Consider the following 24,717-nt stretch of genomic DNA (forward strand, 5'->3'; position numbering starts at 1 on the left):
TGCATGCATGCACAGCAGATGCGACGTCGATGATGACGCGCGCATGCATCGCCACATACGTCATACGGGTATTTCCGTAAGGGTCCCACGCAAAAAAAATTTGTAACGGCGGGTTCTGCGTGTCGTCGAAAACGCAGGTTCGAACGTCTAGGGAAGAAGGGGAGGCGGTGATGAATTTCGCGACGGCCGGCGCGTCCAACGCATCAGACGTTCCGGTGTTCGACGAGACACGACGGATGCAGTTTCGGCAGCTCGGGAGATCAATTGTAGAGCGACGAAGAAAGTTGTCCAACACGTGTATCGTCGATGACGAACTTCATACAACGAGTTCGTGAAAAAAAATAAGAAAGGGTTTAGGATGAATTCGAACGCGCTTGCTTCTGCGCAGTCACATGAAGGCAGGCACGTCTTCAGACTCAGGCGAGGGAGGTAGCATGGATATTTACAGCAGCTTCGCGAACCGCTTCGAAAAGACGCGAGAGGAAGAGTTCTCGCTGGAGGAGTATCTCGCGCTCTGCAAGAACGATCCATCCGCGTATGCTGCGGCTGGCGAACGCATGCTGGCTGCAATCGGGGAACCTGAACACATCGATACCCGCGTCGAGCCGCGCCTGTCGCGGATCTTTGCGAACAAGGTTATCAAGGTCTATCCCGCATTCCGTGAGTTCTACGGAATGGAGGAGGTGATCGAGCAGGTGGTGGCGTACTTCCGCCACGCCGCGCAAGGGCTCGAAGAGAAGAAGCAGATCCTTTATCTGCTCGGTCCGGTGGGCGGCGGCAAGTCGTCGATCGCCGAGCGTCTCAAGCAACTGATGGAACGCGTGCCGTTCTATTCGCTGAAGGGCTCGCCCGTCAACGAATCGCCGCTCGGGCTGTTCGACTACGACGAGGACGGGCCGATACTCGAGGAACAGTACGGCATTCCGCGCCGCTACCTGAAGAACATCCTGAGTCCGTGGGCCGTCAAGCGCCTGCACGAGTACAACGGCGACATCCGCCAGTTCCGCGTCGTGCGCCGCTATCCGTCGATCCTGCGGCAGATCGCGATCTCGAAGACGGAACCGGGCGACGAGAACAACCAGGACATCTCGTCGCTCGTCGGCAAGGTCGATATCCGCAAGCTCGAGCAATACGCGCAGGACGATGCCGATGCGTACAGCTACTCCGGCGGCCTGTGCCTCGCGAACCAGGGCCTGCTCGAGTTCGTCGAAATGTTCAAGGCGCCGATCAAGGTGCTGCACCCGCTGCTAACCGCGACGCAGGAAGGCAACTTCAAGGGCACCGAGGGCTTCGGCGCGATTCCGTTCGACGGGATCATCCTCGCGCACTCGAACGAGTCGGAATGGAAGGCGTTCAAGAACAACCGCAACAACGAGGCACTGCTCGACCGGATCTTCGTGGTGAAGGTGCCGTACTGCCTGCGCGTGTCGGAAGAGGTCAAGATCTACGAGAAGCTGATCCGCAACTCGTCGCTTGCCGAAGCCGTGTGCGCGCCGGGCACGCTGAAGATGATGTCGCAGTTCTCGGTGCTGTCGCGCCTGCACGAGCCGGAAAACTCGAGCCTGTTCTCGAAGATGCAGGTGTACGACGGCGAAAACCTGAAGGACACCGATCCAAAGGCGAAGTCGTACCAGGAGTATCGCGACTACGCGGGGGTCGACGAGGGCATGACGGGCGTGTCGACGCGCTTCGCGTTCAAGATCCTGTCGCGCGTGTTCAACTTCGATTCGACCGAGGTCGCGGCGAACCCCGTGCACCTGATGTACGTGCTCGAACAGCAGATCGAACGCGAGCAGTTCCCGCCGGAAACCGAGCAGAAGTACCTGTCGTTCGTGAAGGACGTGCTCGCGTCGCGCTATGCGGACTTCATCGGCAAGGAGATCCAGACGGCCTACCTCGAGTCGTATTCGGAATACGGGCAGAACATCTTCGATCGCTACGTCACGTATGCGGACTTCTGGATCCAGGATCAGGAATTCCGCGATCACGACACGGGCGAGAGCTTCGACCGCGCGGCGCTGAATGCGGAGCTGGAGAAGATCGAGAAGCCGGCGGGCATCAGCAATCCGAAGGATTTCCGCAACGAGATCGTGAACTTCGTGTTGCGTGCGCGGGCCGCGAACGCCGGCAAGAACCCGGTGTGGACGAGCTACGAAAAGCTGCGCGTCGTGATCGAGAAGAAGATGTTCTCGAATACCGAGGAACTGTTGCCGGTCATTTCGTTCAACGCGAAGGGCTCGGCCGAGGAGCAACGCAAGCATGAGGACTTTGTGAACCGGATGGTCGCGAAGGGCTATACGCCGAAGCAGGTGAGGCTGCTTTGCGACTGGTACCTGCGGGTACGCAAGTCGTCATGACCTGCGTCACGCAGCGCCCGTGCGGCCGGGCCGCACGGGCATCTTCAGAGACGCCGCCCGCATGACGGGAGATGGCATGTGCGGCGAGCGTCCCGGCATATCGACATTCGAGCGGGAGACCGGGCGTGCTTCATCAAATCATCGACCGCAGGCTAGCCGGCAAGAACAAGAGCATTGCCAATCGCGAACGCTTTCTGCGTCGCGTCAAGAACTACATTCGTCGTGCCGTGTCGGACGCGGTGCGCGACCGTAGCATCAAGGATATCCAGAGCACGCAGAGCATCACGATTCCGCGCAAGGACATCGCGGAACCGACGTTCCGGCACGGGCCGGGCGGACGCCGCGAGTACGTGCATCCGGGCAACGAGGATTACGTGCGCGGCGACAAGATCCCGCGTCCGCAAGGTGGCGCGGGCGGCGGTGGCAGTCAGGCCAGCAACGAGGGCGAAGGGCAGGACGACTTCGTGTTCGAGCTGTCGCGCGACGAGTTCATGCAGTACTTCTTCGACGATCTCGAGTTGCCGCGCCTCGTGAAGACGCACCTGCTGACGGTGCCGAGCTGGAAGAACGTGCGCGCGGGCTGGGCGGCGGAAGGCACGCCGAACAACATCGACATCGTGCGTTCGCTGCGGAGCGCGCTCGGGCGCCGCATCGCGCTCGGCTCGCCGCTCGTCAACGAGCTACGCGAGCTCGAAGCGCAGCTCGAGGCGCTCAAGCACGACACCGAAGACCGGCGCGCGGAAATCGCCACGCTCGAGGACCAGATCCATCACCTGAAGGGCCGCATCTGGCGGATCCCGTTCATCGACCCGTTCGACCTGCGCTATATCAACCGCGTGAAGCAGCCGCAGCCGTCGAGCCAGGCCGTGATGTTCTGCCTGATGGACGTGTCGGGTTCGATGGACGAGCAGCGCAAGGATCTCGCCAAGCGCTTCTTCATCCTGCTGTACCTGTTCCTGAAGCGTAACTACGAGCGCATCGAGGTGGTGTTCATCCGCCACCACACGCGCGCGGAGGAAGTCGACGAGGACACGTTCTTCCATTCGACCGAAAGCGGCGGCACGGTCGTATCGAGCGCGCTCGAGCTGATGCGCAAGGTGATGAACGAGCGCTATTCGCCGACTGAATGGAACATTTACGGTGCGCAGGCGTCCGACGGCGACAACTGGACCGACGATTCGCCGAAGTGTCGCAAAATCCTGGAAGAGGATATCCTCACGAAGACGCGTTACTTCGCGTACATCCAGGTCGCACCGGAAGAGCAGAACTTGTGGCTTGAGTACGCGCAGCTGATGCAGTCGCAACCGCATCTCGCGATGAAAAAAGTGGAATCGGCTGCCGATATTTACCCGGTGTTTCGCGAATTGTTCGAAAAGCAGGTGGAAATGTCATGACAAGCCGCCACCTGCACAGCGAATCGCGCGGCTACCAGCCGCACCGATCCGGCGACGACACCGCAGGCCATGCCGCGACGCAGCAAAGCGGCCGGGCCGAATCGTCGACGCCGTCCGCCGATATGCCCGGTGCCGGGCAGAAGGAAGCGCGTATGAACGTTGCCGATCGCAGGCCGCTGCCGTGTCCGTCCGACTGGACCTTCGAGCTGCTCGAGGAATACGACACGCACATTGCGCAGGTCGCCGAGCAGTATGAGCTCGACATCTACCCGATCCAGCTCGAGCTGATCAGCGCCGAGCAGATGATGGACGCGTACGCGTCGGTCGGGATGCCAGTCAACTACCGGCACTGGTCGTTCGGCAAGCACTTCCTGTCGACCGAGAAGAGTTACCGCCGCGGCCAGATGGGGCTCGCGTACGAGATCGTCATCAACTCGAATCCGTGCATCGCGTACCTGATGGAAGAGAACACGATGACGATGCAGGCGCTCGTCATCGCACACGCGGCATACGGTCACAACTCGTTCTTCAAGGGCAACTACCTGTTCCGGTTGTGGACCGATGCGCACGCAATCATCGACTATCTCGTCTATGCGAAGAACTACGTCGCGGAATGCGAGGAGCGCTATGGCCTCGACCGTGTCGAGGAACTGCTCGACTCGTGCCACGCGCTGATGAACTACGGCGTCGACCGCTACAAGCGGCCGCAGAAGCCGTCGCTGTCGAAGGAAGCGGCGCTGCGCCGCGAACGCGAGGCGTACATGCAGTCGCAGATCAACGAACTGTGGCGCACGCTGCCGAACAAGAAGCCCGAGCTGGCCGAGGAGCAGGAAGGGCGCTATCCGCCGGAGCCGCAGGAGAACCTGCTGTATTTCGCGGAGAAGAACGCGCCGCTGCTCGAGCCGTGGGAGCGGGAAGTGATCCGCATCGTGCGCAAGATCGGCCAGTATTTCTATCCGCAGCGGCAGACCCAGGTGATGAACGAAGGCTGGGCGACGTTCTGGCATTACACGTTGCTCAACACGCTGTACAACCAGGGCAAGCTGGCCGACGGCTTCATGATGGAGTTCCTGCATTCGCACAGCAACGTGATCTACCAGCCGCCCGTCACGAAGCCGTACTACAGCGGGATCAACCCGTATGCGCTCGGCTTCTCGATGATGAGCGACATCCGGCGGATCTGCGAAGCGCCGACGGACGAGGACTACAAGTGGTTCCCCGAGATCGCGGGTACCCCGTGGCTGCCGGCGCTGCACTATGCGATGCGCAACTTCAAGGACGAGAGCTTCATCGCGCAGTATCTGTCGCCGCACCTGATCCGCGAGATGCGGCTGTTCTCGGTGCTTGACGACGACATGCGCGATTCGCTCGAAGTGTCCGCGATTCACGACGACTTCGGCTACCAGTATGTGCGACAGTCGCTGTCGCGGCAGTACGACATCCACCACCGCGAGCCGAACATCCAGGTGTGGGCGGTTAATACGCGCGGCGACCGCAGCCTCACGCTGCGCCACTTCATGACCGACAACCGGCATCTGTCGAACGACAGCGAGGAGGTGCTCAAGCACATGGCGCGGCTGTGGCAGTTCGACGTGTACCTGGAAAGCGTCGACGAGGCGGGCACCGTGCGCAAGCGCTACGAGTGCCGGTACACGCCGCCGGAGATCCGCCTGTGAGCGTGACCGCTCGCGCGGACCTTGCATTGAACGCCAGCCTGCGGGCTGGCGTTTTCATTTGACGATGCACCGGCCCGGGAAAATTCGTCTCCATCCGGACGAACCCGGAAAGCCCGTTACTTTGCATTTCGCTAGAATCCCGGAGCGCGATGCGCCGGAACCGGTGCCACGCACATCCGCACGCGGCGGTGTCGCAGCCGCCACGCCTCGAAAAACCAACAAGGAACAGACCATCCCATGGACGTCCAGACCGACCAAGCCGTGCTGTCCGTGCACGATACCCGGCGGCGCGTATTCGCGATCGTCGGCGCCTCATCGGGCAACCTCGTCGAGTGGTTCGACTTCTACATCTACTCGTTCTGCGCGCTGTACTTCGCGCCTGCGTTCTTCCCGAGCGGCAACACGACGACGCAGTTGCTGAACACGGCCGGCGTGTTCGCGGCGGGTTTCCTGATGCGTCCGATCGGCGGCTGGCTGTTCGGCCGCATCGCCGATCGGCACGGCCGCCGCACCGCAATGATGATCTCGGTGCTGATGATGTGCGGCGGCTCGCTCGTGATCGCGGTGATGCCGACCTACGCGCAGATCGGCGCGTTCGCGCCGCTGCTGCTGCTGGTCGCGCGGCTGTTCCAGGGGCTGTCGGTGGGAGGCGAGTACGGCACCAGCGCGACCTACATGAGCGAGGTCGCGCTGAAGGGGCGGCGCGGCTTCTTCGCGTCGTTCCAGTACGTGACGCTGATCGGCGGCCAGCTGTGCGCGCTGCTCGTGCTCGTGATCCTGCAGCAGACGCTGTCGAACGCGGAACTGAAGGCGTGGGGCTGGCGCATTCCGTTCGTGGTCGGCGCGGCGGCCGCGCTGATTTCGCTGTACCTGCGCAAGTCGCTCGACGAGACGTCGACGAGCGAGTCGCGCGACAAGAAGGACGCCGGCACGATCCGCGGCGTATGGCAGCACAAGGGCGCGTTCTTCACGGTGGTCGGCTTCACTGCCGGCGGCTCGCTGATCTTCTACACGTTCACGACGTACATGCAGAAGTACCTCGTGAACACGGCCGGCATGCATGCGAAGACGGCCAGCAACGTGATGACGGTCGCGCTGCTCGTCTACATGCTGCTGCAGCCGGTGTTCGGCGCGCTGTCCGACCGGATCGGCCGCCGCACGTCGATGATCCTGTTCGGCGTGTGCTCGGTGATCGGCACGGTGCCGCTGATGCATGCGCTGAAGGACGTGCAGAGCCCGGTCGCCGCGTTCGTGCTGATCACGGTCGCGCTCGCGATCGTCAGCTTCTATACGTCGATCAGCGGCCTTATCAAGGCCGAGATGTTCCCGCCCGAAGTGCGCGCGATGGGCGTCGGCCTGTCGTATGCAGTCGCGAACGCGATCTTCGGCGGTTCGGCCGAGTACGTCGCGCTGTGGTTCAAGTCGATCGGCCGCGAGGAGACGTTCTACTGGTATGTGACAGCGCTGTGCGCGATCTCGCTGATCGTGTCGTACCTGATGCGCGATCCGAGCAAGGAAGGGTATCTGCGTCACGAGCCGTGATCCGCCGCGTCGCGCTTCGGTGAGACATGAACGGCGTTCCGCACGATGCGGGACGCCGTTTTTTTTGAGGGGGCGGACAGCACGATGGCGCGAACCCGCGCAAGCTCATCGCGCCGCATGCGATAAGGATATCGAAATCGCTTTGTTGCCGGCGTTGGGCGATCCGCTTAATCTGAACCCGTAGTTCGTGTGACACCTCCTTGACTGGGATTCGCGCCCGCTGCTTGCAGTGGGCGTTTTTTTTGCGTGCATGGCGCGGCGGCCGCTGAACGGTGCCAGCCGCCGGCGCAATCGTGCATACGCGTGCACGTTTCCTGCTGATTCCCGTCGCCCAATCCTCGCTCGTAACACATCTCTGGCCGCCGCACAACTTGCGTATGCCGCCTTTATTGGCGCGTCAAATGGCGACGCGGCAAATGAAATTCTGCCCTTCATTGAGATTCGGAAGAGATTTATATTGATTTATTAAGATCTGTCTTATTTGATTCTTTGGATATTGATGTTGGTTTAGTACTTGTCTGAACCTTCGTGATTATTGTTTGTTAAATCACCTTTCTGGCTAAAAAGTTTCGTGAAAATTACGCGTGGATTCGTTCGGTCGTCTGGTCAGTCGTGACATCCGAAAGGAACCCGTTTACATCGGCGGCGTTCGTTGGCGGCCGTAGGCATGCACGGCAGCATGCGATCGACTCGCCGCGTGGCTTCGACGCCGCAGCAGGCAGGCGCAGTCGGGAATTCAAAAGGATCGCGTATGAAAGTCTGCGATTACTTCGCTATCGAGCGGCTTTCGCGTGGGTGAAAAATCGACGCCAAATTTCAAACTTGTACTATATCAAACCGGGTTGACAGCAAATAGAATTGCTTCGTCGTCGAATTCAGGGTGCAGTACTCGGAGTGCTTGTTTCCTGAATTGTCGGCCCGATCGATGTCATTCATGCCTCCGGTTTCAGGAAAGAGACGGGAGCGTGGCTCGGTCGGCGGTGTTTCAAGTCGAAAATCAATCCACATGGAAGCAGAGAAATGAAAAAAGACTTTGTTCGTTGCTGTGTGGCGCTCGGCATTGCCGGCGCCGTAGGGGTTCCGTCGCTGGCGCACGCGTACGACGGCCAGATCGACTTCACCGGCAGCATCTCGGATGTCACCTGCAACATCAACGGCGAGGCGCCCGGCCTAGGCAACCGGACGGAGGTTTCACTCGGCGACCGGATCAGCCCGTCCGCGTTCACCACGGTCGGCGCGACGCCGAGGATTGCCAATTTCGATCTGAAGATCGGCGGCAATTCGGGCTGCACCAACGACACCAAGGTCGTGATCGACTTCGATCCGGCCGCGGTGAATATCAATCCGGCGACCGGCAACCTGAAGCTCGTCGGCACGAAGCCGGCAACGGGCGTCGAGATCGAGATCAAAGACGCCGGCAACGGCAAGTCCGGCAAGATCTGGCTCGGCAAGCCGCAGAGCACGACCGACGTCCAGGAGGCGCAAGTCAAGAACAACACGGCGACGCTGTCCTATTCGGCCGCCTATGTCTCGACGGTCGACAAGGATTCGATCACGACGGGTTCGGGTAATTCGTTCATCCGCTACTCGCTCGCGTACTACTGATCGTGATTTCGCCTACTCATGCCATGACGACGTCAAGGCGTCTTCTCGGACTCGTCGCGACGGCCTGCATCGTGGCATGGGTCGCCTGCGCCTCGCCGGCGCAGGCGGCACTCGTGCTGCAGGGAACCCGCGTCGTCTTTCCCGAGCAGGCGCGCGACGTGACGCTGCGGGTCGAGAACACCGGCGACCAGCCTGTGCTTGCGCAGAGCTGGATCGATGACGGCCGGGTTGATGTCCCCCCGGAGAAATTACAGGTGCCGTTCATCGTCGCGCCTTCTGTCGCGCGCATCGAACCCGCGAAGAGTCTCGCATTACGTATCACTCACACGCAGGAGCCGTTGCCCGAGGATCGCGAATCGGTGTTCTGGCTCAACGTGCTCGAGGTGCCCACCGTCGGCGCGGAAGAGGAAAACCGGCTGCGTTTCGCGTTCCGCACGCGCATCAAGCTGTTCTATCGGCCCACGGCGTTGCGCGAAGGCGCCGACCTGGCCTCCGACCAGCTGGCCTGGAAGCTGGCGCCGGCCGAACCGTCCGCAAACGGGCGGCACGGCGGGTCCGTGGGCGTGGCGCTCGAAGTGTCGAATCCGACGCCGTATTACATATCGTTCGGCCGGGTCGAGAGCGACATCGGCGGCCCGTACGTATCGGGCGGCGGCGGCATGGTCGCGCCATTCGGCACCGCGCGGTTTCCTTTACCGGGCGTGACGGCGCGCACGCGCCGCCATGCGTCCGTGCGCTTCATGACGATAGACGATTTCGGCGGGCGCACGACAACCACCAGAACGCTGGCGGACTGATCGCTTCGGACAAGCAACACTGATCCAGGAACGACAGCGTATTTCGAAACGCCGGCGAGCATAGCTCGGAACGTTTCGTCATCCATAACATTTCGGGCTTGCATGCGAAAATTGGCAGAATTTCCGTTGCCGGACGGACGACAACAATCTGCGTCGCGGTGTCGCCGCGCAGCGCATCCTCGCGCGATTGCCGCGGCGATCGCCTCCGTCTTCACGCCGATGGCGATGGCGGGGACGATCTCGGGCACGGTCGCGGAAGCGAGGCCGAAGGCTGACGATACGATTGGATTGTCGCGCGACGAGGTGTTGCTCGACGGCGCGAACCTCGCCGAGGCCTCGCCACGCGTCGCGTCGGCGCCGAAAACGGTCCGTTTCGACGAATCGATGATGATGTATGGCGCGGACAGCACGCCGATCGACACGAAGCCGTTCGAAAAAGCGAACGTCGTGACGCCGGGCCGGTACCGGATCGACATCGTCGTCAACGGGCAGTGGCGCGGCATCGAGGAAGTCACGTTTGAACGCGTCGACGGCAGCGAGAGTGCACTGCCGTGCTACGACCGCGCGTTGCTGCAGCGGGTCGGCATCGATCTCGAGCGGAGCGCCCGCGGCCAGGGAGACGACGCGACGCCGAACCCGATGCCCGACGGGCTCGTCTGCGACCCGCTCGTCCGCTACGTGCCGGGCGGCGAAATGTCGTTCGATGCGGCGGAGCAAAAGCTGTACGTGACGGTGCCGCAGTTCTACCTGCGCCTGTCGACGGCGACGACCTACGTCGATCCGGCGAACTGGACGAGCGGCGTGCCGGCCGGCCTGCTCAACTACAACGCGAACGTGTTCAACTCGCGTTCGCACGGGTACGACTTCACGCAGCTGTACACAGGTCTCAATATGGGCCTGAATATCGGTGCGCTGCGTTTCCGGCACAACGGAAACCTGACCTGGTCGCAGTCCGGCGGCACGCGCTATCAGCGCGGCAACATCTACGCGCAGACCGACCTGCCGCGCTGGCGGGCGCAGCTGCTCGTCGGTGAAAGCTCGACAAGCGGCGCATTGTTCGACGCGATCTCGTTTCGCGGCGTGCAGATCGAGAGCGACGACCGGATGATGCCCGACCTGCAACGCTATTACGCGCCCGTGGTGCGTGGCGTCGCGCAGTCGAACGCAAAGGTGTCGGTCTACCAGCGCGGCTATCTCGTCCACGAGACGACCGTGGCGCCCGGCCCGTTCGCGCTCGACGACTTGCGGGTCATGAGCTACGGCGGCGACCTCAACGTCACGATCACCGAGGCGAACGGCGAGACGCGCAGTTTCGTCGTGCCGTTCGCGACGACGGTGCAACAGTTGCGGCCCGGCACGACCCGCTTCAGCGCGATGGCGGGACGTGCGATCGACCTGGGCTCGAATATCGGCGAGCAGTACGCGGGGCAGTTCACGCTCCAGCATGGCATCAGCAACGCGATGACCGCGTATGGCGGTGCGGCGTTCGCGACCCGCTACCAGTCGGTGCTGGCCGGCGTCGCGCTCAACACGGCGATCGGCGGCATCTCGGCGGACGTGACCATGGCGCGCACCCAGCCGCACGGCGCCGAGCGGCTCAACGGCACGAGCGTGCGCGTGTCGTACAGCAAGAACCTGCCGAACAGCGGCACGAACTTCTCGCTGCTCGCGTATCGCTATTCGACGAAGGGGTTTCTGGGCCTGCGCGACGCGCTGCAGTTGAACGCGCGCGACTGGCGGATCGACGACATGGCGCGCTTCTCGCGGATGCGCAATCGCGTCGACGTCAATCTGAGCCAGCAGCTCGGGCGTGCCGGCAACGTCTATCTGAACGGCTCCGCGATCAGCTACTGGGGCCGCTCGGGGCAAACGCTCAGTTTCACGCTCGGCTACAGCACGCAGTGGCGCGACATGACGCTGACCACCTCGCTGCAGCGCGTGCGCAACGTCGCCGCCGGCCCCGCGGCGTTCGCGCGCGATTCGACCGCCACGCTCGCGAGCGTGAACCTGTCGATCCCGCTTGGCCGCAATTCCCGTTACGCGCCGACGCTGAACCTGCTCACGACACACGACAGCCAGGCCGGGACCAGCGCGGCGACCGGGTTGTCCGGGCGCTTCGGCGCGGCGGGCGACGGTTCGTATTCGATGTCGGCATCGCATGACGGCAACAACCGGAGTACGTCCGGCAGCGTCGGGGTCGGCTACCGGTTGCCGGTCGCGACGGTTGCGGCGAACGTCAGCATGGGGAGCGGCTACCAGCAGGCGTCGGCCAGCGCTGCGGGCGGCCTCGTGCTGCATCGCGGCGGCCTGACGCCCGGGCCGACGCTCGGCGAGACGATCGGCGTCGTGAGCGCACCACATGCGCGCGGCGCGCGGATCGGCAGTACGAACGCCTACGTGAATCGATCCGGCTATGCGATCGTGCCGAGCCTCGTGCCGTACCAGTTGAACAACGTCGATCTCGATCCGAAGGCCGTGGCGGACGACGTCGAGCTGAAAGTCTCGACGCGCAGCGTCGCGCCGCGCGCGGGCGCGGTCGTGATGCTGTCGTACGACACGCTGAAGGCGCGCGCGCTGCTGATCGATGCGACGCTGCAGGACGGTCGCCCGCTGCCGTTTGCCGCCCGCGCGTTCGATGCGAAAAGCGGCGCGCAGCTCGGCGTCGTCGGGCAGGGCAGCCGCCTGTTCATCCGCAGCGGGGAGGCCGACGGGCAGCTTCAGGTGAAATGGGGCGATCGCCCGGATCAGCAGTGCGCACTCGACTATGCGGTGCCGTACGACCGTCTGGCGGATACCAATTACGTCACGCTCACGCGCGTGTGTCGCCCAGCCGCGTTGCCGCCGCTGGCGGGCGCGGCCATCACGGAGCCGTGAGCCGATGCGTATTGCATTCCTTCGTTTTGCATTGCCGGCGCTCCGGCGTGCGGACAATTCGTGCAACCGTCGCATACGCCGCGTTGCAAGCTGCTTTGCAAGTCGCTTCGCACACCCATACCGTTTCGCACGTGCGGCGGCCGTCGTACTGGCCGTATCCGCGCTGCCGCGCGCTGCGGATGCCGGGCTGTCCGTTGTCGGCACGCGCTTTGTCTATACGAGCGATGCGAGAGCGCTGGCGATCTCCGCGCGCAACCTCGGCGATGCACCGATTCTCGTGCAGGCCTGGCTCGACGACGGGCGTGCGGACGCCGATCCGAGCGTGATGCGCGTGCCGTTCGTTGTGACGCCGCCGCTCACGCGGGTGGAGCCGAAGCAGCGGCTGGCGTTTCGCGTGCAAGCGGTCGGCCAGGAACTGCCGGCCGACCGGGAGTCGCGCTACTGGATCAACCTGCTCGAGGTGCCGCCTGCCGCCGAGCACGACGACAACACGCTGCGCATCGCCTATCGGCTGAGGATGAAGGTGCTGTTCCGGCCGATCGGCCTCGCCGGCACGCCGCGGGAGGCACCGGACCGGCTGCGCTGGACGCTCGCAGCCGCGCAGTCGCAATCGTCGCTCGTGGCGACCAATCCGTCGCCGTACTACGTGACGCTGACGCGCGTCGAGACGCGCGGCGCGGCGCTCGCGCTCGCGGGCGGCGCGATCGACGTCGCGCCGTTCGGCCAGGTCGAGATTCCGCTCGGCGTGCCGCCCGGCACGGGGCCGGACGAGATCGTGTTCGACGCGGTCGGCGACGACGGCGTGGTGCGCACGCGCCGGGCGACGCTCGCGCCGCCATGACCGCCGCGCAACGTTGCGCGTGAACGCTTGCAGTACCCGTGCTGCCCGGGATCGGCAGAGATTCAATCATGACTAGGAAAAACGATAATGAACAAGACCTACGTTCTGGTCTGGAATGGCAGCCAGGGAATCTGGCAAGTGGCCGGCGAACGGGTGCGCCGGCGCGGCAAGTCGGCAACGCGCGCGAGCGTCGTCGCCGTGCTTGCGTGGCTCGCGGGCAGTGTGCTGACCAGCGCACATGCGCTGCCGGTGGGCGAGAAGGTCGTGATGGGGAAGGCGGACATCCACCGCTTCGACAATGACCGTCAGATGTCGATCAACCAGCATACCGACAAGCTGATCACCGAATGGACGTCGTTCGGCGTCGACGGTGGGCAGCGCGTTACGTTCAACCAGCCGTCGACGTCGTCGATCGCGCTCAACCGGGTCGTTGGCCGGGACGGGAGCCAAATCCACGGCAACATCGATGCGAATGGCCGCGTGTTTCTCGTCAATCCGAACGGCATCGTGTTCGGCAACACGGCCCACGTCAACGTGGGCGGGCTCGTGGCGTCGACGCTCGACATCAGGAACGAAGATTTCGACGCCGGTCGTTTTCGGTTCGTCGGTACCTCGTCGAGTGGCGTCTCGAGAACCGTCACGAACTACGGTCAACTGACAGCCAGCGAGGGCGGTGCGATCGCGCTGCTCGGCGCGCAGGTCACAAACCGCGGGACAGTGCTCGCGCAGATGGGCGCGATCGCGCTGGGCGCGGGCGACGACGTGACATTGAATTTCGACGGTCGCAAGCTGCTCAGCGTGGAGATCGACAAAGGGGCTGTCGACGCACTCGTCAGCAACAACCGGTTGCTGAAGGCCGATGGCGGGCTGGTGCTGATGAGCGCGAAGACCGCCGATCAAGTGCTGCGCACGGTCGTCAACAACCAAGGCAGTATTGAGGCGCGGACCTTGCGGAACAACGCCGGCCGGATCGTGCTGGACGGCAACGACGCGGGCGTCGTCAACGTCGCGGGCTCGCTGAATGCGAGCGCGGCAGCGCAAGAGGACGGCGGCACGGTCGAGACCCGCGGCGCCGACGTGAGGGTCGCGCTAGGCGCAACGGTCGACACGCGGTCGACGTACGGCCGAACGGGGGTGTGGCGTATCGCATCGTCCGACGTGACGATGCAGCCCGGTGCGAACAAGCCGGGCACGATCGTCGCCGACACGCTGTCGCGCAATCTCGGCATGACCAACGTCGAGCTCGTTTCCGAGCGCGGCGACCTGTCCGCTAATGGTCCAGTGACCTGGGCGAGCGACCATCGACTGAAGCTCGTCAGCCGGCACGGCGACGTCGCAGTCAATGGCGCGCTGCGCGCAAGCGGCGCGAACGCGAGCGTTGCGCTCGCCGCTGCGAAGGACGTGCTGATTGCGGCGCCGATCGCGTTGACCGGCGTGAACGCGAAGATGACGCTCGACTATGGCGGCGCGTACGCGATCGGCAAGGGTGTGGCGGTGACGCTGTCGGGCCTCGGTGCGGGTTTCGAGTCGAATGGCCTCCGTTACACCGTGATTCATAACCTCAACCAGTTGCAGGCTGTCAACGCGAATCTCGACGGATTCTACGTGCTCGGCAACGACATCGCGGGCTCGTACTACGGAACCTCGCTTCGCACGCTCGGCAGCAGCAGGTCGTTCGCCGGCGTATTCGATGGCCTTGGCAACACGCTCAGCAACCTGACGATCACGAGCAACGATCCGTATGCAGGCGTGTTTGGCAGCAACACGGGCCGGCTCGCGAACCTCAACCTGAAATCGCTGCGCGTGAGCGCGAGCATGGGCGTCGGTTCGACCGCAATCGGCGGCCTCGTGGGCGAAAACCGCGGCACGGTCGACAACGTGACGGCGACCGGCATGCAGGTGAGCGCCGGCGCGACCCGTAGCAACGCGCTGGGCGGTCTGATCGGCATCAACCGTGGTCAGGTCGACGGGGCGTCGTTCACCGGAACGGTGTCGGGCAACAGCATGACCTATGCGGCAGGCGGCCTGATCGGCGAGAACGACGCACGGTTCTTCGGCGGCGATGTGTCCGACAGCATGGCCAACGCGACGGTGTCGGGCGGCCAGTCGAACGTGGCGGCGATCGGCGGCTTCGTCGGCGTGAACCGCGGCGGCAAGATCCGCAATTCGTCGAGCCTCGGCAACACGAACGGGGCGTATCTTTCCGGCGTGAACGTTGGTGGTTTCGTCGGCGCCAACCTGTCCGGCAAGCTCGACAACGTGTCCGCATCGGGGCGCACCACGGGCGGCACGGGCGGCTTGGTGGGCGGTCTCGCCGGCTTCAACGGCGGCGACCTCGTTCATTCGAATGCGACCGGCCTGGTCGACGGCCGCTACGCGGCCGCGATCGGCGGTTTCGTCGGCCTGAACCAGGGGACGATCACCGACAGCAAGGCAATGGGCGCGGTGTCGTCGGCCTCGACCAGCGCGCTGGGCGGGTTCGTCGGCATCAACCAGGGCCGCGATTCGCTGATCGACATGGCCGAGGCGCACGGCACGGTGTCCGGCGGCCAGGGCAACATCGGCGGGTTCGTCGGTCGGCACGTCGACGGCACGATTTCGCACTCGGTGGCGCGCGGCAAGACGACGGGCGGCAGCAACAGCAAGATCGGCGGCTTCGTCGGCTTCAACGAAGGCACGCTCGCGGACGTCGACGCTAGCGGCGATGTCGTCGGAGGCTCGTCTTCGTCGGTCGGCGGCTTTGCCGGCGTCAACTCCTTGTCGGGCACGATCAAGTTCGCGGCGGCGACCGGCGAAGTCCGGGGGAGCACGTCGAGCGAGGTCGGCGGCTTCGCAGGCGTCAACGACGGGCTGGTGTCCGACGCGTCGGCATCCGGCCCGGTCACCGGGGGCTGCTATGCGACGCTCGGCGGTCTGGTCGGGCTGAACACGGGTGTCGTCGAGCGTTCGGTCGCAAGCGGTCGCGTCAACGGCTCGAATCTGTGGTCCTGGCGCCAGACCTATGGCGGGCTCGCCGGTGTCAATCGCGGCGAGATCCGCCATAGCGGCACCTCAGGGGACGCCGCGGCGGTGCAACTGGTGGGCCTCAACCTGGGTTCGATCGAGTAACGCGGTGCAGCGCGGGCGCCATCGGCAGATCGGCGCCCGCCGCACCATGACGGGAAACAGCATGAAGACCCTCTTTCAGATGACTGGGCGACGCGCCCGCGCCGCGTTGCGCGGGCTCGTCGCAGCCGGCTGCGCGTTCCTCGGCAGCGCGCATGCGGACATGGACGTGATGGCGTACGACTGCACGTTCAGCAACGTCAGCGCGAATGCCTGGCGCGAGATAAATAGCCTGACCAACTCGACGCCGGTCGGGACGGTCCTGTATGAGCGCACCGTATCGCTTTTCATCGACTACAAGTATGGCCCTGGGGCACCGGAGAAGCACGAGCTGGTGAGCGCCGGGCACTGGTTGCTGGGCAGCCAGGTCCCGTATGGTATCGCGGACACGAACGTCGACGGAATCGGTTTCCAATGGGTCGGCGTATCGAATCTGACCGAAGAGCGTACCTTAGCGCAGCGCACCCGTCCGGTCGCATTTTCGAAGAGCGCGATTGTGCGGCCCTCGCACTCGCCGTCGGACGGCAACGCCATGGTGGCGGTCTATCGTCAGAGGCTGATTCTTCAGAAGCCCGCCTCGCAGCTGCCGGCCGGTGAACTCGTCGTCAACGATCTGCCGGGCAATCAGACTGTCATGCTCTACGCGCTCGATCTGCCGATCGGTACCGTGTCGCTCGGAGGCGACGTGGATGTGCCCGCAGTCATGAACCCGCCGGGTCGTTGCAAGAATACGAAGAGCTATAGCGGGATGGGCAACCTCACGATCGGCGGCGGTCCGATCGTGGTGCCGAAGAAATGCGAGATCGTGGACAACTGGATCGTCCCGGTCAATCTCGGCCATTTCGCGATCAGCCAATTCGCGGCCCCGAATGCGACTTCGCCATTCGTCGATTTCAACATTACGCTCAATCAATGCGCGGCCGCGGCCAAACCGACGATCAGTTTCCGCGACAAGGCCGTCACGCCGAACGCGGACCCGACGCTGCTGCAGTTGAGCGGACCGAGCGGAACCGCGCTGGCGACCGGATTCAACATCGTGATGACGCACGGAGTGACCGGGGAGCGGATCGTGCTTGGCGAACCGGCGACGGCGCGGCAATATCCGATGCAGCGCAACGGTGACTCGGCCGTGATGCCGCTGCGCGCGCAATACATCCGGACCGGCGCGGCCGGCGAGCTCAGGCCGGGCTACGCGGGTGGCGGGCGGAATTCACGTTCACCTTTCCGTGACGCACGTTGCCGTTGCGGTGCCAGGCGTGTTCGTTTGCAGCGGTCCTGCAATGGGCGGTCTTTTGCATGCCGCGCGGCAACTGCGACGCGTCGCGCGCTGGCGTCGTCCACGCTGGCGCGACGTGATCCGCGTGGGGCGTCCGTCGACAAGCCCGGCCGGATGTGCATCCATGAGCTCGGGCGATACAATTGGCTCAGCCTGTCCGAGGGCGATACCCGATTCCCGAGATCCGATGAAAGAACAACAAACTTCCATTCCGCGAACCCTTCCGCGGCTGACGATCCTGCTGGCCGTCGTGAACACCGCCGTCTTTCTGCTGATGTGGCGGCAGGCATCGTTCGACAGCCTGTCGAACAGCCTGCTGCTCGACTGGGGCGCCAATTTCGCGCCGTACACGCTGACGGGCCAGCCGTGGCGGCTGCTGACCAGCGCGTTCCTGCATGGCGGCTGGCAGCATCTGCTGCTGAACCTCTACATGCTGGTTGTGCTCGGCAGCGTGCTCGAGCGCGTGGGCGGCTCGACACGGTTCGGCGTCACGTATCTGCTGTCCGCACTCGGCGGCTCGCTTGCGAGCGCGCTGTGGTACGGGTATCACGAGGTCAGCAGCATGAGCTTCGCGTTCGGCGTCGCGCTGCCGACGAGCGGCATACAGCCGGTCGTCAGCGTCGGCGCATCGGGTGCGCTGATGGGGCTCGCCGGCGCGGCCGGCGCGTTCGCGCTGCGCATGGACCTGGAGCGCGGCCGCGCGGCGCCCATGATCATCGACCTCAAGGCGGTGGCCCAGGTGATCGTGATCAACCTGGTGTCGGGGTTCTTCATTTCCGGCATCGATCAGGCTGCGCACGTTGGCGGCGTGGTGACGGGCTTTGTCGTCGGCTGGGTGCTGTACCGCGCGCAGGCGTCTGGCCGGACGCCCGCCGGCGTCGTCCTGCCGTTCGCAGTCGCGGTAGTCGGCAGCGCCGCGATGCTCGGCGCGGCGCAGTACGCGTCCAGCGCCGATCTGAAGGAGATGCGCATCGACGTCGACCGCGACCGCGCGCAGCAAGCGGACCAGCAGAACGACCAGCAGACGGATCAACAGGAAAGCGGCGCGATCGCCGCGCAGAGTCGCGACGACGAGCAGCATCGGCCCGCGTCCGTATTACCGTAGCCACCGTCATCACGAAACCCGCAGAGCAAAGCAGCATTTCTTGGTTCGAATCCGCACGGCCCGCTGATACGTTAGCGGCTTCACGGCATCACCCGCCGTGAACTTCCTCGAACCGGCCCGCCGCGTGATCCGCGGCGGCGCTCATAACAAGTGGGCTGTGCTCATGAAATTCCACACTCTCGCCGCGTGGCTCGTCGGAGCCGCGCTCGTCACCGCTGGCACCGCCGCGCACGCGGACCGCCTCGATGACATCAAGAAAGCCGGCGTGCTGCGCGTCGCGACGTTCGACAGCAACCCGCCGTTCGGTTTCGTCGACGCGAAGAACCACCACGTCGTCGGCCTCGACGTCGACTACGCGAAAGCACTTGCGGACAAGCTCGGCGTGAAGCTGCAACTGCAGCCGACGAACCCCGCGAACCGCATTCCGTTCCTGACGTCCGGCAAGGTCGACCTCGTGCTCGCGAATTTCACGATCACCGACGAGCGCGCGAAGCAGGTCGACTTCAGCATTCCGTACTTTTCGTCGGGCCAGCAGTTCCTCGCGAAGAAGGGCGTGCTGAAATCCGCGGACCAGCTGAACGGGCTGCGAGTCGGCGCGGACAAGGGCACGACGAACGAGATCACGCTGCGCGACAAGTATCCGAACGCGACGATCGTCGCGTATGACGACACGCCGTTCGCATTCGCCGCGCTGCGCGCCGGCAACGTGCAGGCGATCACGCAGGACGGGCCGAAGCTGATCGGCCTGCTCGCGAACGTGCCGGACAAGCAGAACTACGAGATCCCGGCGTTTACGATCTCGAACGACTACATGGGCGTTGGCGTGCCGAAGGGCGAGACGCGCCTGCTCGGCTTCGTCAACGACACGCTGAAGGGGCTCGAGACGAGCGGGCGCGCCGCGCAGATCTACGACGCGTGGTTCGGCCCGACGACGAAGACGCCGCTCACGCGTATCTTCAGGATCGGCGACAAGACCTGATCCTGGCGTCCCCGCGCCGCGCGATGTGACCGGCTCGCCGGCACGCGACGCGCGGCGCATCCCGTTTCCTTCCGATGATCGCGGGCGCCGCGCGCCCGCACGACACACATGCTCGGGTTGGCTCCCAAATACCTGTGCTGGCTGTGGCAGGGTTTCCTGCTGACGCTCGGCCTCGCGGCCGCGTCGGCCGCCGCCGCGACCGCCGGCGGGCTCGCGCTCGCGCTCCTGCGCCATGCGCGCCGGCATACGCTGCGCGCCGTCGCGGCCGGCTATATCGTCACGTTCCGCAACACGCCGCTGCTCGTGCAACTGCTGTTCTGGTATTTCGGCGTCGCGTCGCTGCTGCCCGACGCGTGGGTCGCATGGCTGAACGCGCGCCATGCGTGGGATGCGGGCCCGTTCACGCTTGCATGGCCGTCATTCGAATTCGTCGCGGCCTGGGTCGGGCTGAGCGCGTACACGGCCGCGTTCGTCGCCGAGGAGTGCGAGGCCGGGCTGCGTGGCGTGCGTGCCGCGCAACATGACGCGGCCGCGGCGCTCGGTCTCACGCCGCTGCAGTCGCTGCGCTACGTGATCCTGCCGCAGGCCGTGCGGCTCGCTTTGCCGCCGCTGTTCGGGCAATACATGAACCTGGTCAAGAACTCGTCGCTGACGATGGCGATCGGCGTCGCCGAGCTGTCGTATGCGTCGCGACAGGTCGAGACCGAGACGTTCAGGACGTTCGCCGCGTTCGGCGTCGCGACCGTGCTGTACATCGCCGCGGCGGCCGCGATCGAGGCGGTCGCGTATGCGGCCGCGCGATGGCGCGACCGGCTCGGGCCGGCCGGCTGACGGCAGGGGATCGAAGATGAATTTCACGTTGCTTGCCGACAATCTCCCGTATCTGCTCGTCGGCGCATTCCCGGACGGGCCGCTCGGCGGCGCCGCGCTGTCGCTCGTCCTCGCGATCGCGTCCGCATGCGCGTCGGCGCTGCTGGGCGTTGCGCTCGGCGTCGCGATGGCGCTCGTGCGCGGCTGGGCGCGCGTGCTGCTGCTCGCGTTCATCGGCTTCTTCCGCGCGATTCCGGTGCTGATGCTGATCTTCTGGACGTACTTCCTGATGCCGATGCTGCTGCATACGGATGTGCCGGGGCTCGCGACGGTCGTGTGTGCGCTCGCGCTGATCGGCGGCGCCTATCTCGCGCACGCGGTGCATGCGGGGATCGTCGCGGCTGGCACGGGGCAGTGGCAGGCCGGGCTGTCGCTCGGGCTCACACGCTGGCAGACGGTGCGCTACGTGCTGCTGCCGCAGGCGATCCGGATCATGACGCCGTCTTTCGTGAACCAGTGGGTGTCGCTCGTGAAGGACACGTCGCTCGCGTACATCGTCGGCGTGCCGGAGCTGTCGTTCGTCGCGACGCAGGTGAACAACCGGCTGATGGTGTATCCGGCGCCGATCTTCCTGTTCGTCGCGGCGATCTATCTCGTGCTGTGCGCGTCGCTCGATGGCGCCGCGCGCTGGCTGCTGTCGTGCGGCCCGCGCGCGGAGCGCATTGCGCGCGCGGCGGCCGGGGGGGCTCAACCGGCGCGCGGCGGACGTCAGGACGCCGTGTAGTGCGTGTCGAAGACCGCGCGCAGCGTCGATTTATCGCGGGCGAAGTCGCCCCACAGCGGGCCGTCGGTCTGCGCGAACGCGAACGGCGCGGTGTCGATCGACGCGAGGCGGAAGCGCCATTGCGCGGCTTCCTGGCGGAACGCGGTGAGTTGCATGTCGGACAGGCCCGTTTGCGCTTGTGCCAGCGTGACGAGCGGATCGACCGGCTGGTCGGCGATCCGCACCTCGAAGTGCAGGTGCGGGCCCGTCGCCGCGCCCGTCATGCCGACCGAGCCAATGCGCTCGCCCTGCCTGACGGTCTCGCCGACCTTGAGGCCGTGCGCGAACGCGGACAGGTGCGCGTAGTAGGTCGAATAGCCGTCGGCATGATCGATGATCACGTAGCGGCCATAGCCGCCCGGATCGGTGCCGACGAATGACACGGTGCCGTCGGCAGCCGCATCGATGCGCGTGCCGGTCGGCGCAGCGAGATCGACGCCTGTATGGAACGCCATCGTCTGCGACAGCGGATGGATGCGCTCGCCGAAGAACGAGCTGATGCGCGTCCACTTGACGGGCATCGTGAATGCGGCGGCTTCGAGCGGCGCGCCGTCGAGCGTGTAATACGCGCCCTTGTCGGCACCCGGCGGCTTGAACCAGATCGCGCCAAATGTGTGACCGGCGACGCGCAGTTCGAGCGCGGTCAGGCGCGGCGCGCCGTCGTTCGCATCGAACGCGAGGCGGTAGTAGTCGCCACGATGCGCGCTCTCGCGCATCGGCACCTTGCCGTTGACGAGATCGCCGAGCTGGATGCGCACTTCCGGCGGCAGGTCGAGGCGGTTCAGCGCGTCCGACAGCGTCAGCTCGATGTTGCCGGCGCGCAGGCCATGTTCGGGTTCGGGCGGCGCGAGCGTAAACAGGTTGGCGTAGCCGAGCATGTCGTTGCGATGTGCACTGAGCGGCGCAAACAGGCCCGGCTGCGCGGTGCGCTCGCCGATCGTCTGCGCGAGTTCGTTCGTGACGAAATGCTGCGCAGTCGGAAACGGGGTGTTCGACAGCACGCGCTGCGGCAGCGCGGCGGTGCCCGTATCGATGGCGCCCGGCAACTGCGACACGGCAGGTTGCGTCACGGCAAGACCGAGCGTGGCGAGCGCGCCAAGCACGGCGGCGGGCAGCAGCGCACGCACGAGACGCCACGCACGGGCGGGGCGCGCTGCGGAAAATTCAGGGTATGCGGCAGACTTGACCAAGGGTGTCCACATCCAGGGAAACGGTTCGACGAAAGGGGATGGGCCAGGATCCATCTTCAGCGTGAGCAGATCCTGAGCCGCCGGCCGTTCGCGCGTCGGGTGGCGACGGGAAGGATGGCGGGCGTGCAACGAAACAGGCCCCGTTCGGGGCCCGTGTCGTTTCCGTTCGACCCAACGGCGCGGGCGCCAGCCCGCTTCGAACGGCGCCGCGATTGCCGGGTCAGGACCCGGTTATCACGAAGACGCTAAAGAAAAGTGACAGCGTCAGTCTACCGATGTTCCGCAAAATGTAAAAAAATTTAAATAAGGGTCGGTTTCTTAGCTCCGGCGTGCGAAAAATCAGGATAAATCAGAACGTTTTGCGTATCCGAACCTTATTCCGGCAATTTTTGCGCGTGGCGCCGGAGCGCTTCGGATCCCCGCACTGCGTCGAAACCGGCGTCGAGCATCGCCTCGGCGTCGTTCCACAGATTGCCGCGCAGGCGGTTGGTCCAGACCATCGACGCGAACACGCCCTCGAGCAGCGACACCAGATAGACGGCCGCGAGATGCACGTCGAGATCGGCCGCGATGTCGCCGGCCGCGATCGCGCGCCGCAGCAGCGCCTTCGTGATCCGCAGCATCTGCAATTCCAGCAGCATCCGGCGCCGCTGCAGTGCGCCGTTCTCCTCGCTCTGTTCGCACTTCGTATACAGGATCACGAGCACGCGCTGCATCGAGCCCGGCTCGCCACATTGCTGCAGGTAGTGCGACGCGGCGCGCCGCAGCGTGTCGAGCGGGGGGAGGCCGTCGCCGGCGTCGAAGCCCTCGGACGTGCGTGCGAACGCGCGGTCGCACATCGCGAGACACACTTCCATCTTGTTCTTGTAGTGGCCGTAGACGGCGCCCCGCGACATCCCGGCGGCCTCCGCGAGGTCCGCCATCGCGGTTTGCGCGACGCCGCGCTCGAGCAGCACGAGTTCGGCGGCGTCGAGGATCCGGTGCTTGATGGCAAGGGATTCTTCCCGGGTCTTGCGGGCCATATTGCGAGTTTCCTTACGGTTTGCTGTCGTTTTATTGAGACAGTATGACGACAAGTTTAAAGCTGGGCGTAATTAATCAGTCGTGACTGATTATAATCGGCCGCTCTGAGCCGCCGCATTTTAAGGGCGGTGCACGATCCGAGGTCCTTATGAAGAACAACAATCGTTTCCTGTCGCGTCGCTGCTGGCTGGCGCCGCTCGCGTTCGCGGCCGCGCTGGCCGTCGCCGGATGTGGAAAGGGCGAACCAGACGCTGCGCCGGAGACCGCGCAGCGCGCGACCGTGGTGACCGTCCGGCCCACCGCGCTGCCGCTGTCCATCGAATTGCCGGGCCGGCTCGAGGCGTACCGGCAGGCCGAGGTGCGGGCGCGGGTCGCGGGCATCGTCACCGCGCGCACCTATGAGGAAGGCCAGGAAGTGAAGCAGGGCGCGGTGCTGTTCCGCATCGACCCGGCGCCGCTGAAGGCCGCGCGCGATGCCGCGCAAGGCACGCTCGCGAAGGCGCAGGCCGCGGCGCTCGCGGCGAGCGACAAGCGTCGCCGCTACGACGATCTGGTGCGCGACCGAGCGGTCAGCGAGCGCGATCACACCGAGGCCGTTGCCGACGACGCGCAGGCGAAGGCCGCGGTGACGTCGGCGAACGCCGAGCTCGCGCGTGCGCAGCTGGAGCTCGATTACGCGACCGTCACCGCGCCGATCGCGGGTCGCGCGCGACGCGCGCTCGTCACCGAAGGCGCGCTCGTCGGCCAGGACCAGGCGACGCCGCTCACGACCGTCGAACAGCTCGATCCGATCTACGTGAACTTCTCGCAGCCGGCCGCGGACGTCGATGCGCTGCGCCATGCGGTGCAGAGCGGTCACGCGACCGGCATTGCCCAGCAGGACGTCACGGTGACGCTGATGCGCGCGGACGGCACCGCGTATCCGCTGAAGGGCAAGCTGCTGTTTCGCGATCTCGCGGTCGATCCGACCACCGACACGGTCGCAATGCGCGCGCTGTTTCCGAATCCCGGGCGCGAGCTGCTGCCGGGCGCATACGTGAGGATCGCGCTCGACAGCGCGATCGATCGCCAGGCGATTCTCGTGCCGCGCGATGCGCTGCTGCGCACGGCCGACCGCGCGTCGGTGCGGGTCGTCGGCGCCGATGGCAAGGTCAAGGACGTCGAGGTCGTCGCCGATCACATGAACGGCCGCGACTGGCGCATCGCGCGCGGATTGTCGGGCGGCGAGCGCGTGATCGTCGACAACGCCGCGCAGTTCGCGCCCGGCGCCGCGGTCACGCCTGTCGAGCGGGTGCGGCCGGCTGAGGCGGCGCCGTCGCA

At 65.1% G+C, this 24,717-nt stretch carries 17 protein-coding genes and 1 pseudogene; 15 read left to right on the forward strand and 3 right to left on the reverse strand.

Translation table 11 applies throughout. From position 1 onward, the window contains the following. Window positions 1–292: hypothetical protein (locus tag G3N94_RS28260; RefSeq protein WP_205795916.1), on the reverse strand; the 292-nt coding region annotated here is incomplete at its 3' end. A gap of 142 nt (window positions 293–434) precedes the next feature. Here G3N94_RS28260 and G3N94_RS28265 point away from each other — a divergent pair. From G3N94_RS28265 to G3N94_RS28330, 14 genes and pseudogenes are all read left to right on the forward strand, one after another. Next, window positions 435–2,357, forward strand: a complete 1,923-nt coding sequence (locus G3N94_RS28265) for a PrkA family serine protein kinase (RefSeq protein WP_205795918.1) — start codon at window positions 435–437, stop codon at window positions 2,355–2,357. Window positions 2,358–2,482: 125 nt separating this feature from the next. Then, entirely contained in the window at window positions 2,483–3,751 is a 1,269-nt protein-coding gene (locus G3N94_RS28270) for a YeaH/YhbH family protein (RefSeq protein WP_205795920.1), read from the forward strand. Beyond that, the gene (locus G3N94_RS28275) at window positions 3,748–5,427 is read left to right on the forward strand and encodes a SpoVR family protein (RefSeq protein ID WP_205795922.1); all 1,680 of its coding nucleotides are present in this window, start codon (window positions 3,748–3,750) and stop codon (window positions 5,425–5,427) included. Before G3N94_RS28270 ends, G3N94_RS28275 begins: the two co-directional genes overlap by 4 nt. A gap of 237 nt (window positions 5,428–5,664) precedes the next feature. Continuing rightward, window positions 5,665–6,969, forward strand: a complete 1,305-nt coding sequence (locus G3N94_RS28280; RefSeq protein ID WP_205795924.1) for an MFS family transporter — start codon at window positions 5,665–5,667, stop codon at window positions 6,967–6,969. 1,020 nt (window positions 6,970–7,989) lie between these two features. Next, window positions 7,990–8,574 carry a fimbrial protein gene (locus tag G3N94_RS28285; RefSeq protein ID WP_205795926.1) on the forward strand — a complete coding sequence of 195 codons (585 nt, stop codon included), beginning with the start codon at window positions 7,990–7,992 and terminating at the stop codon, window positions 8,572–8,574. Between the two features lie 113 nt (window positions 8,575–8,687). Then, a complete protein-coding gene (locus G3N94_RS28290) occupies window positions 8,688–9,371 on the forward strand; it encodes a fimbria/pilus periplasmic chaperone (protein WP_346778739.1) in 684 nt (227 codons plus the stop codon). Window positions 9,372–9,596: 225 nt separating this feature from the next. Next, window positions 9,597–12,245, forward strand: coding sequence for a fimbria/pilus outer membrane usher protein (locus G3N94_RS28295; RefSeq protein ID WP_205795930.1), 2,649 nt, complete (start codon window positions 9,597–9,599; stop codon window positions 12,243–12,245). 4 nt (window positions 12,246–12,249) lie between these two features. Further along, window positions 12,250–13,086, forward strand: coding sequence for a fimbria/pilus periplasmic chaperone (locus G3N94_RS28300; RefSeq protein WP_205795932.1), 837 nt, complete (start codon window positions 12,250–12,252; stop codon window positions 13,084–13,086). Window positions 13,087–13,173: 87 nt separating this feature from the next. Then, window positions 13,174–16,194 carry a GLUG motif-containing protein gene (locus G3N94_RS28305; RefSeq protein WP_205795935.1) on the forward strand — a complete coding sequence of 1,007 codons (3,021 nt, stop codon included), beginning with the start codon at window positions 13,174–13,176 and terminating at the stop codon, window positions 16,192–16,194. A 745-nt stretch (window positions 16,195–16,939) separates the two neighbouring features. After that, window positions 16,940–17,299, forward strand: a pseudogene (locus G3N94_RS43285) (fimbrial protein); the annotation flags it as partial. Between the two features lie 355 nt (window positions 17,300–17,654). Further along, the gene (locus tag G3N94_RS28315) at window positions 17,655–18,572 is read left to right on the forward strand and encodes a rhomboid family intramembrane serine protease (protein WP_241022118.1); all 918 of its coding nucleotides are present in this window, start codon (window positions 17,655–17,657) and stop codon (window positions 18,570–18,572) included. Window positions 18,573–18,735: 163 nt separating this feature from the next. Beyond that, the gene (locus G3N94_RS28320; RefSeq protein ID WP_205795938.1) at window positions 18,736–19,551 is read left to right on the forward strand and encodes an ABC transporter substrate-binding protein; all 816 of its coding nucleotides are present in this window, start codon (window positions 18,736–18,738) and stop codon (window positions 19,549–19,551) included. Between the two features lie 108 nt (window positions 19,552–19,659). Then, window positions 19,660–20,382: an ABC transporter permease subunit gene (locus G3N94_RS28325; RefSeq protein ID WP_205795940.1), complete on the forward strand. Its 723-nt coding sequence runs from the start codon at window positions 19,660–19,662 to the stop codon at window positions 20,380–20,382. Between the two features lie 16 nt (window positions 20,383–20,398). Further along, window positions 20,399–21,145, forward strand: coding sequence for an amino acid ABC transporter permease (locus G3N94_RS28330; RefSeq protein ID WP_205795943.1), 747 nt, complete (start codon window positions 20,399–20,401; stop codon window positions 21,143–21,145). On the opposite strand, the gene G3N94_RS28335 is transcribed toward G3N94_RS28330, so the two are convergent. Together G3N94_RS28335 and G3N94_RS28340 are read right to left on the reverse strand one after the other, a co-directional pair. Next, on the reverse strand, window positions 21,130–22,374 hold the full coding sequence (locus G3N94_RS28335) for a M23 family metallopeptidase (RefSeq protein ID WP_205795945.1): 1,245 nt from the start codon (window positions 22,372–22,374) through the stop codon (window positions 21,130–21,132). The two genes, G3N94_RS28330 and G3N94_RS28335, sit on opposite strands and share 16 nt — an antisense overlap. Window positions 22,375–22,748: 374 nt before the next feature. Then, window positions 22,749–23,396: a TetR family transcriptional regulator gene (locus G3N94_RS28340; protein ID WP_205795947.1), complete on the reverse strand. Its 648-nt coding sequence runs from the start codon at window positions 23,394–23,396 to the stop codon at window positions 22,749–22,751. Between the two features lie 149 nt (window positions 23,397–23,545). Here G3N94_RS28340 and G3N94_RS28345 point away from each other — a divergent pair. Next, the coding region (locus tag G3N94_RS28345) for a MexX/AxyX family multidrug efflux RND transporter periplasmic adaptor subunit (RefSeq protein WP_205795949.1) at window positions 23,546–24,717 on the forward strand (1,172 nt) is incomplete at its 3' end.

The organism is Burkholderia sp. Ac-20353, assembly GCF_017104785.1.
Classification (GTDB): domain Bacteria; phylum Pseudomonadota; class Gammaproteobacteria; order Burkholderiales; family Burkholderiaceae; genus Burkholderia.

Bases quoted from the DNA above. Each gene is read 5' to 3' on its own strand.
- G3N94_RS28340 (WP_205795947.1), bottom strand. From the start codon at position 23,396: ATGGCCCGCAAGACCCGGGAAGAATCCCTTGCCATCAAGCACCGGATC.
- G3N94_RS28295 (WP_205795930.1), top strand. From the start codon at position 9,597: ATGGCGGGGACGATCTCGGGCACGGTCGCGGAAGCGAGGCCGAAGGCT.
- G3N94_RS28300 (WP_205795932.1), top strand. From the start codon at position 12,250: ATGCGTATTGCATTCCTTCGTTTTGCATTGCCGGCGCTCCGGCGTGCG.
- G3N94_RS28280 (WP_205795924.1), top strand. From the start codon at position 5,665: ATGGACGTCCAGACCGACCAAGCCGTGCTGTCCGTGCACGATACCCGG.
- G3N94_RS28305 (WP_205795935.1), top strand. From the start codon at position 13,174: ATGAACAAGACCTACGTTCTGGTCTGGAATGGCAGCCAGGGAATCTGG.
- G3N94_RS28315 (WP_241022118.1), top strand. From the start codon at position 17,655: ATGAAAGAACAACAAACTTCCATTCCGCGAACCCTTCCGCGGCTGACG.
- G3N94_RS28265 (WP_205795918.1), top strand. From the start codon at position 435: ATGGATATTTACAGCAGCTTCGCGAACCGCTTCGAAAAGACGCGAGAG.
- G3N94_RS28325 (WP_205795940.1), top strand. From the start codon at position 19,660: ATGCTCGGGTTGGCTCCCAAATACCTGTGCTGGCTGTGGCAGGGTTTC.
- G3N94_RS28285 (WP_205795926.1), top strand. From the start codon at position 7,990: ATGAAAAAAGACTTTGTTCGTTGCTGTGTGGCGCTCGGCATTGCCGGC.
- G3N94_RS28330 (WP_205795943.1), top strand. From the start codon at position 20,399: ATGAATTTCACGTTGCTTGCCGACAATCTCCCGTATCTGCTCGTCGGC.
- G3N94_RS28275 (WP_205795922.1), top strand. From the start codon at position 3,748: ATGACAAGCCGCCACCTGCACAGCGAATCGCGCGGCTACCAGCCGCAC.
- G3N94_RS28320 (WP_205795938.1), top strand. From the start codon at position 18,736: ATGAAATTCCACACTCTCGCCGCGTGGCTCGTCGGAGCCGCGCTCGTC.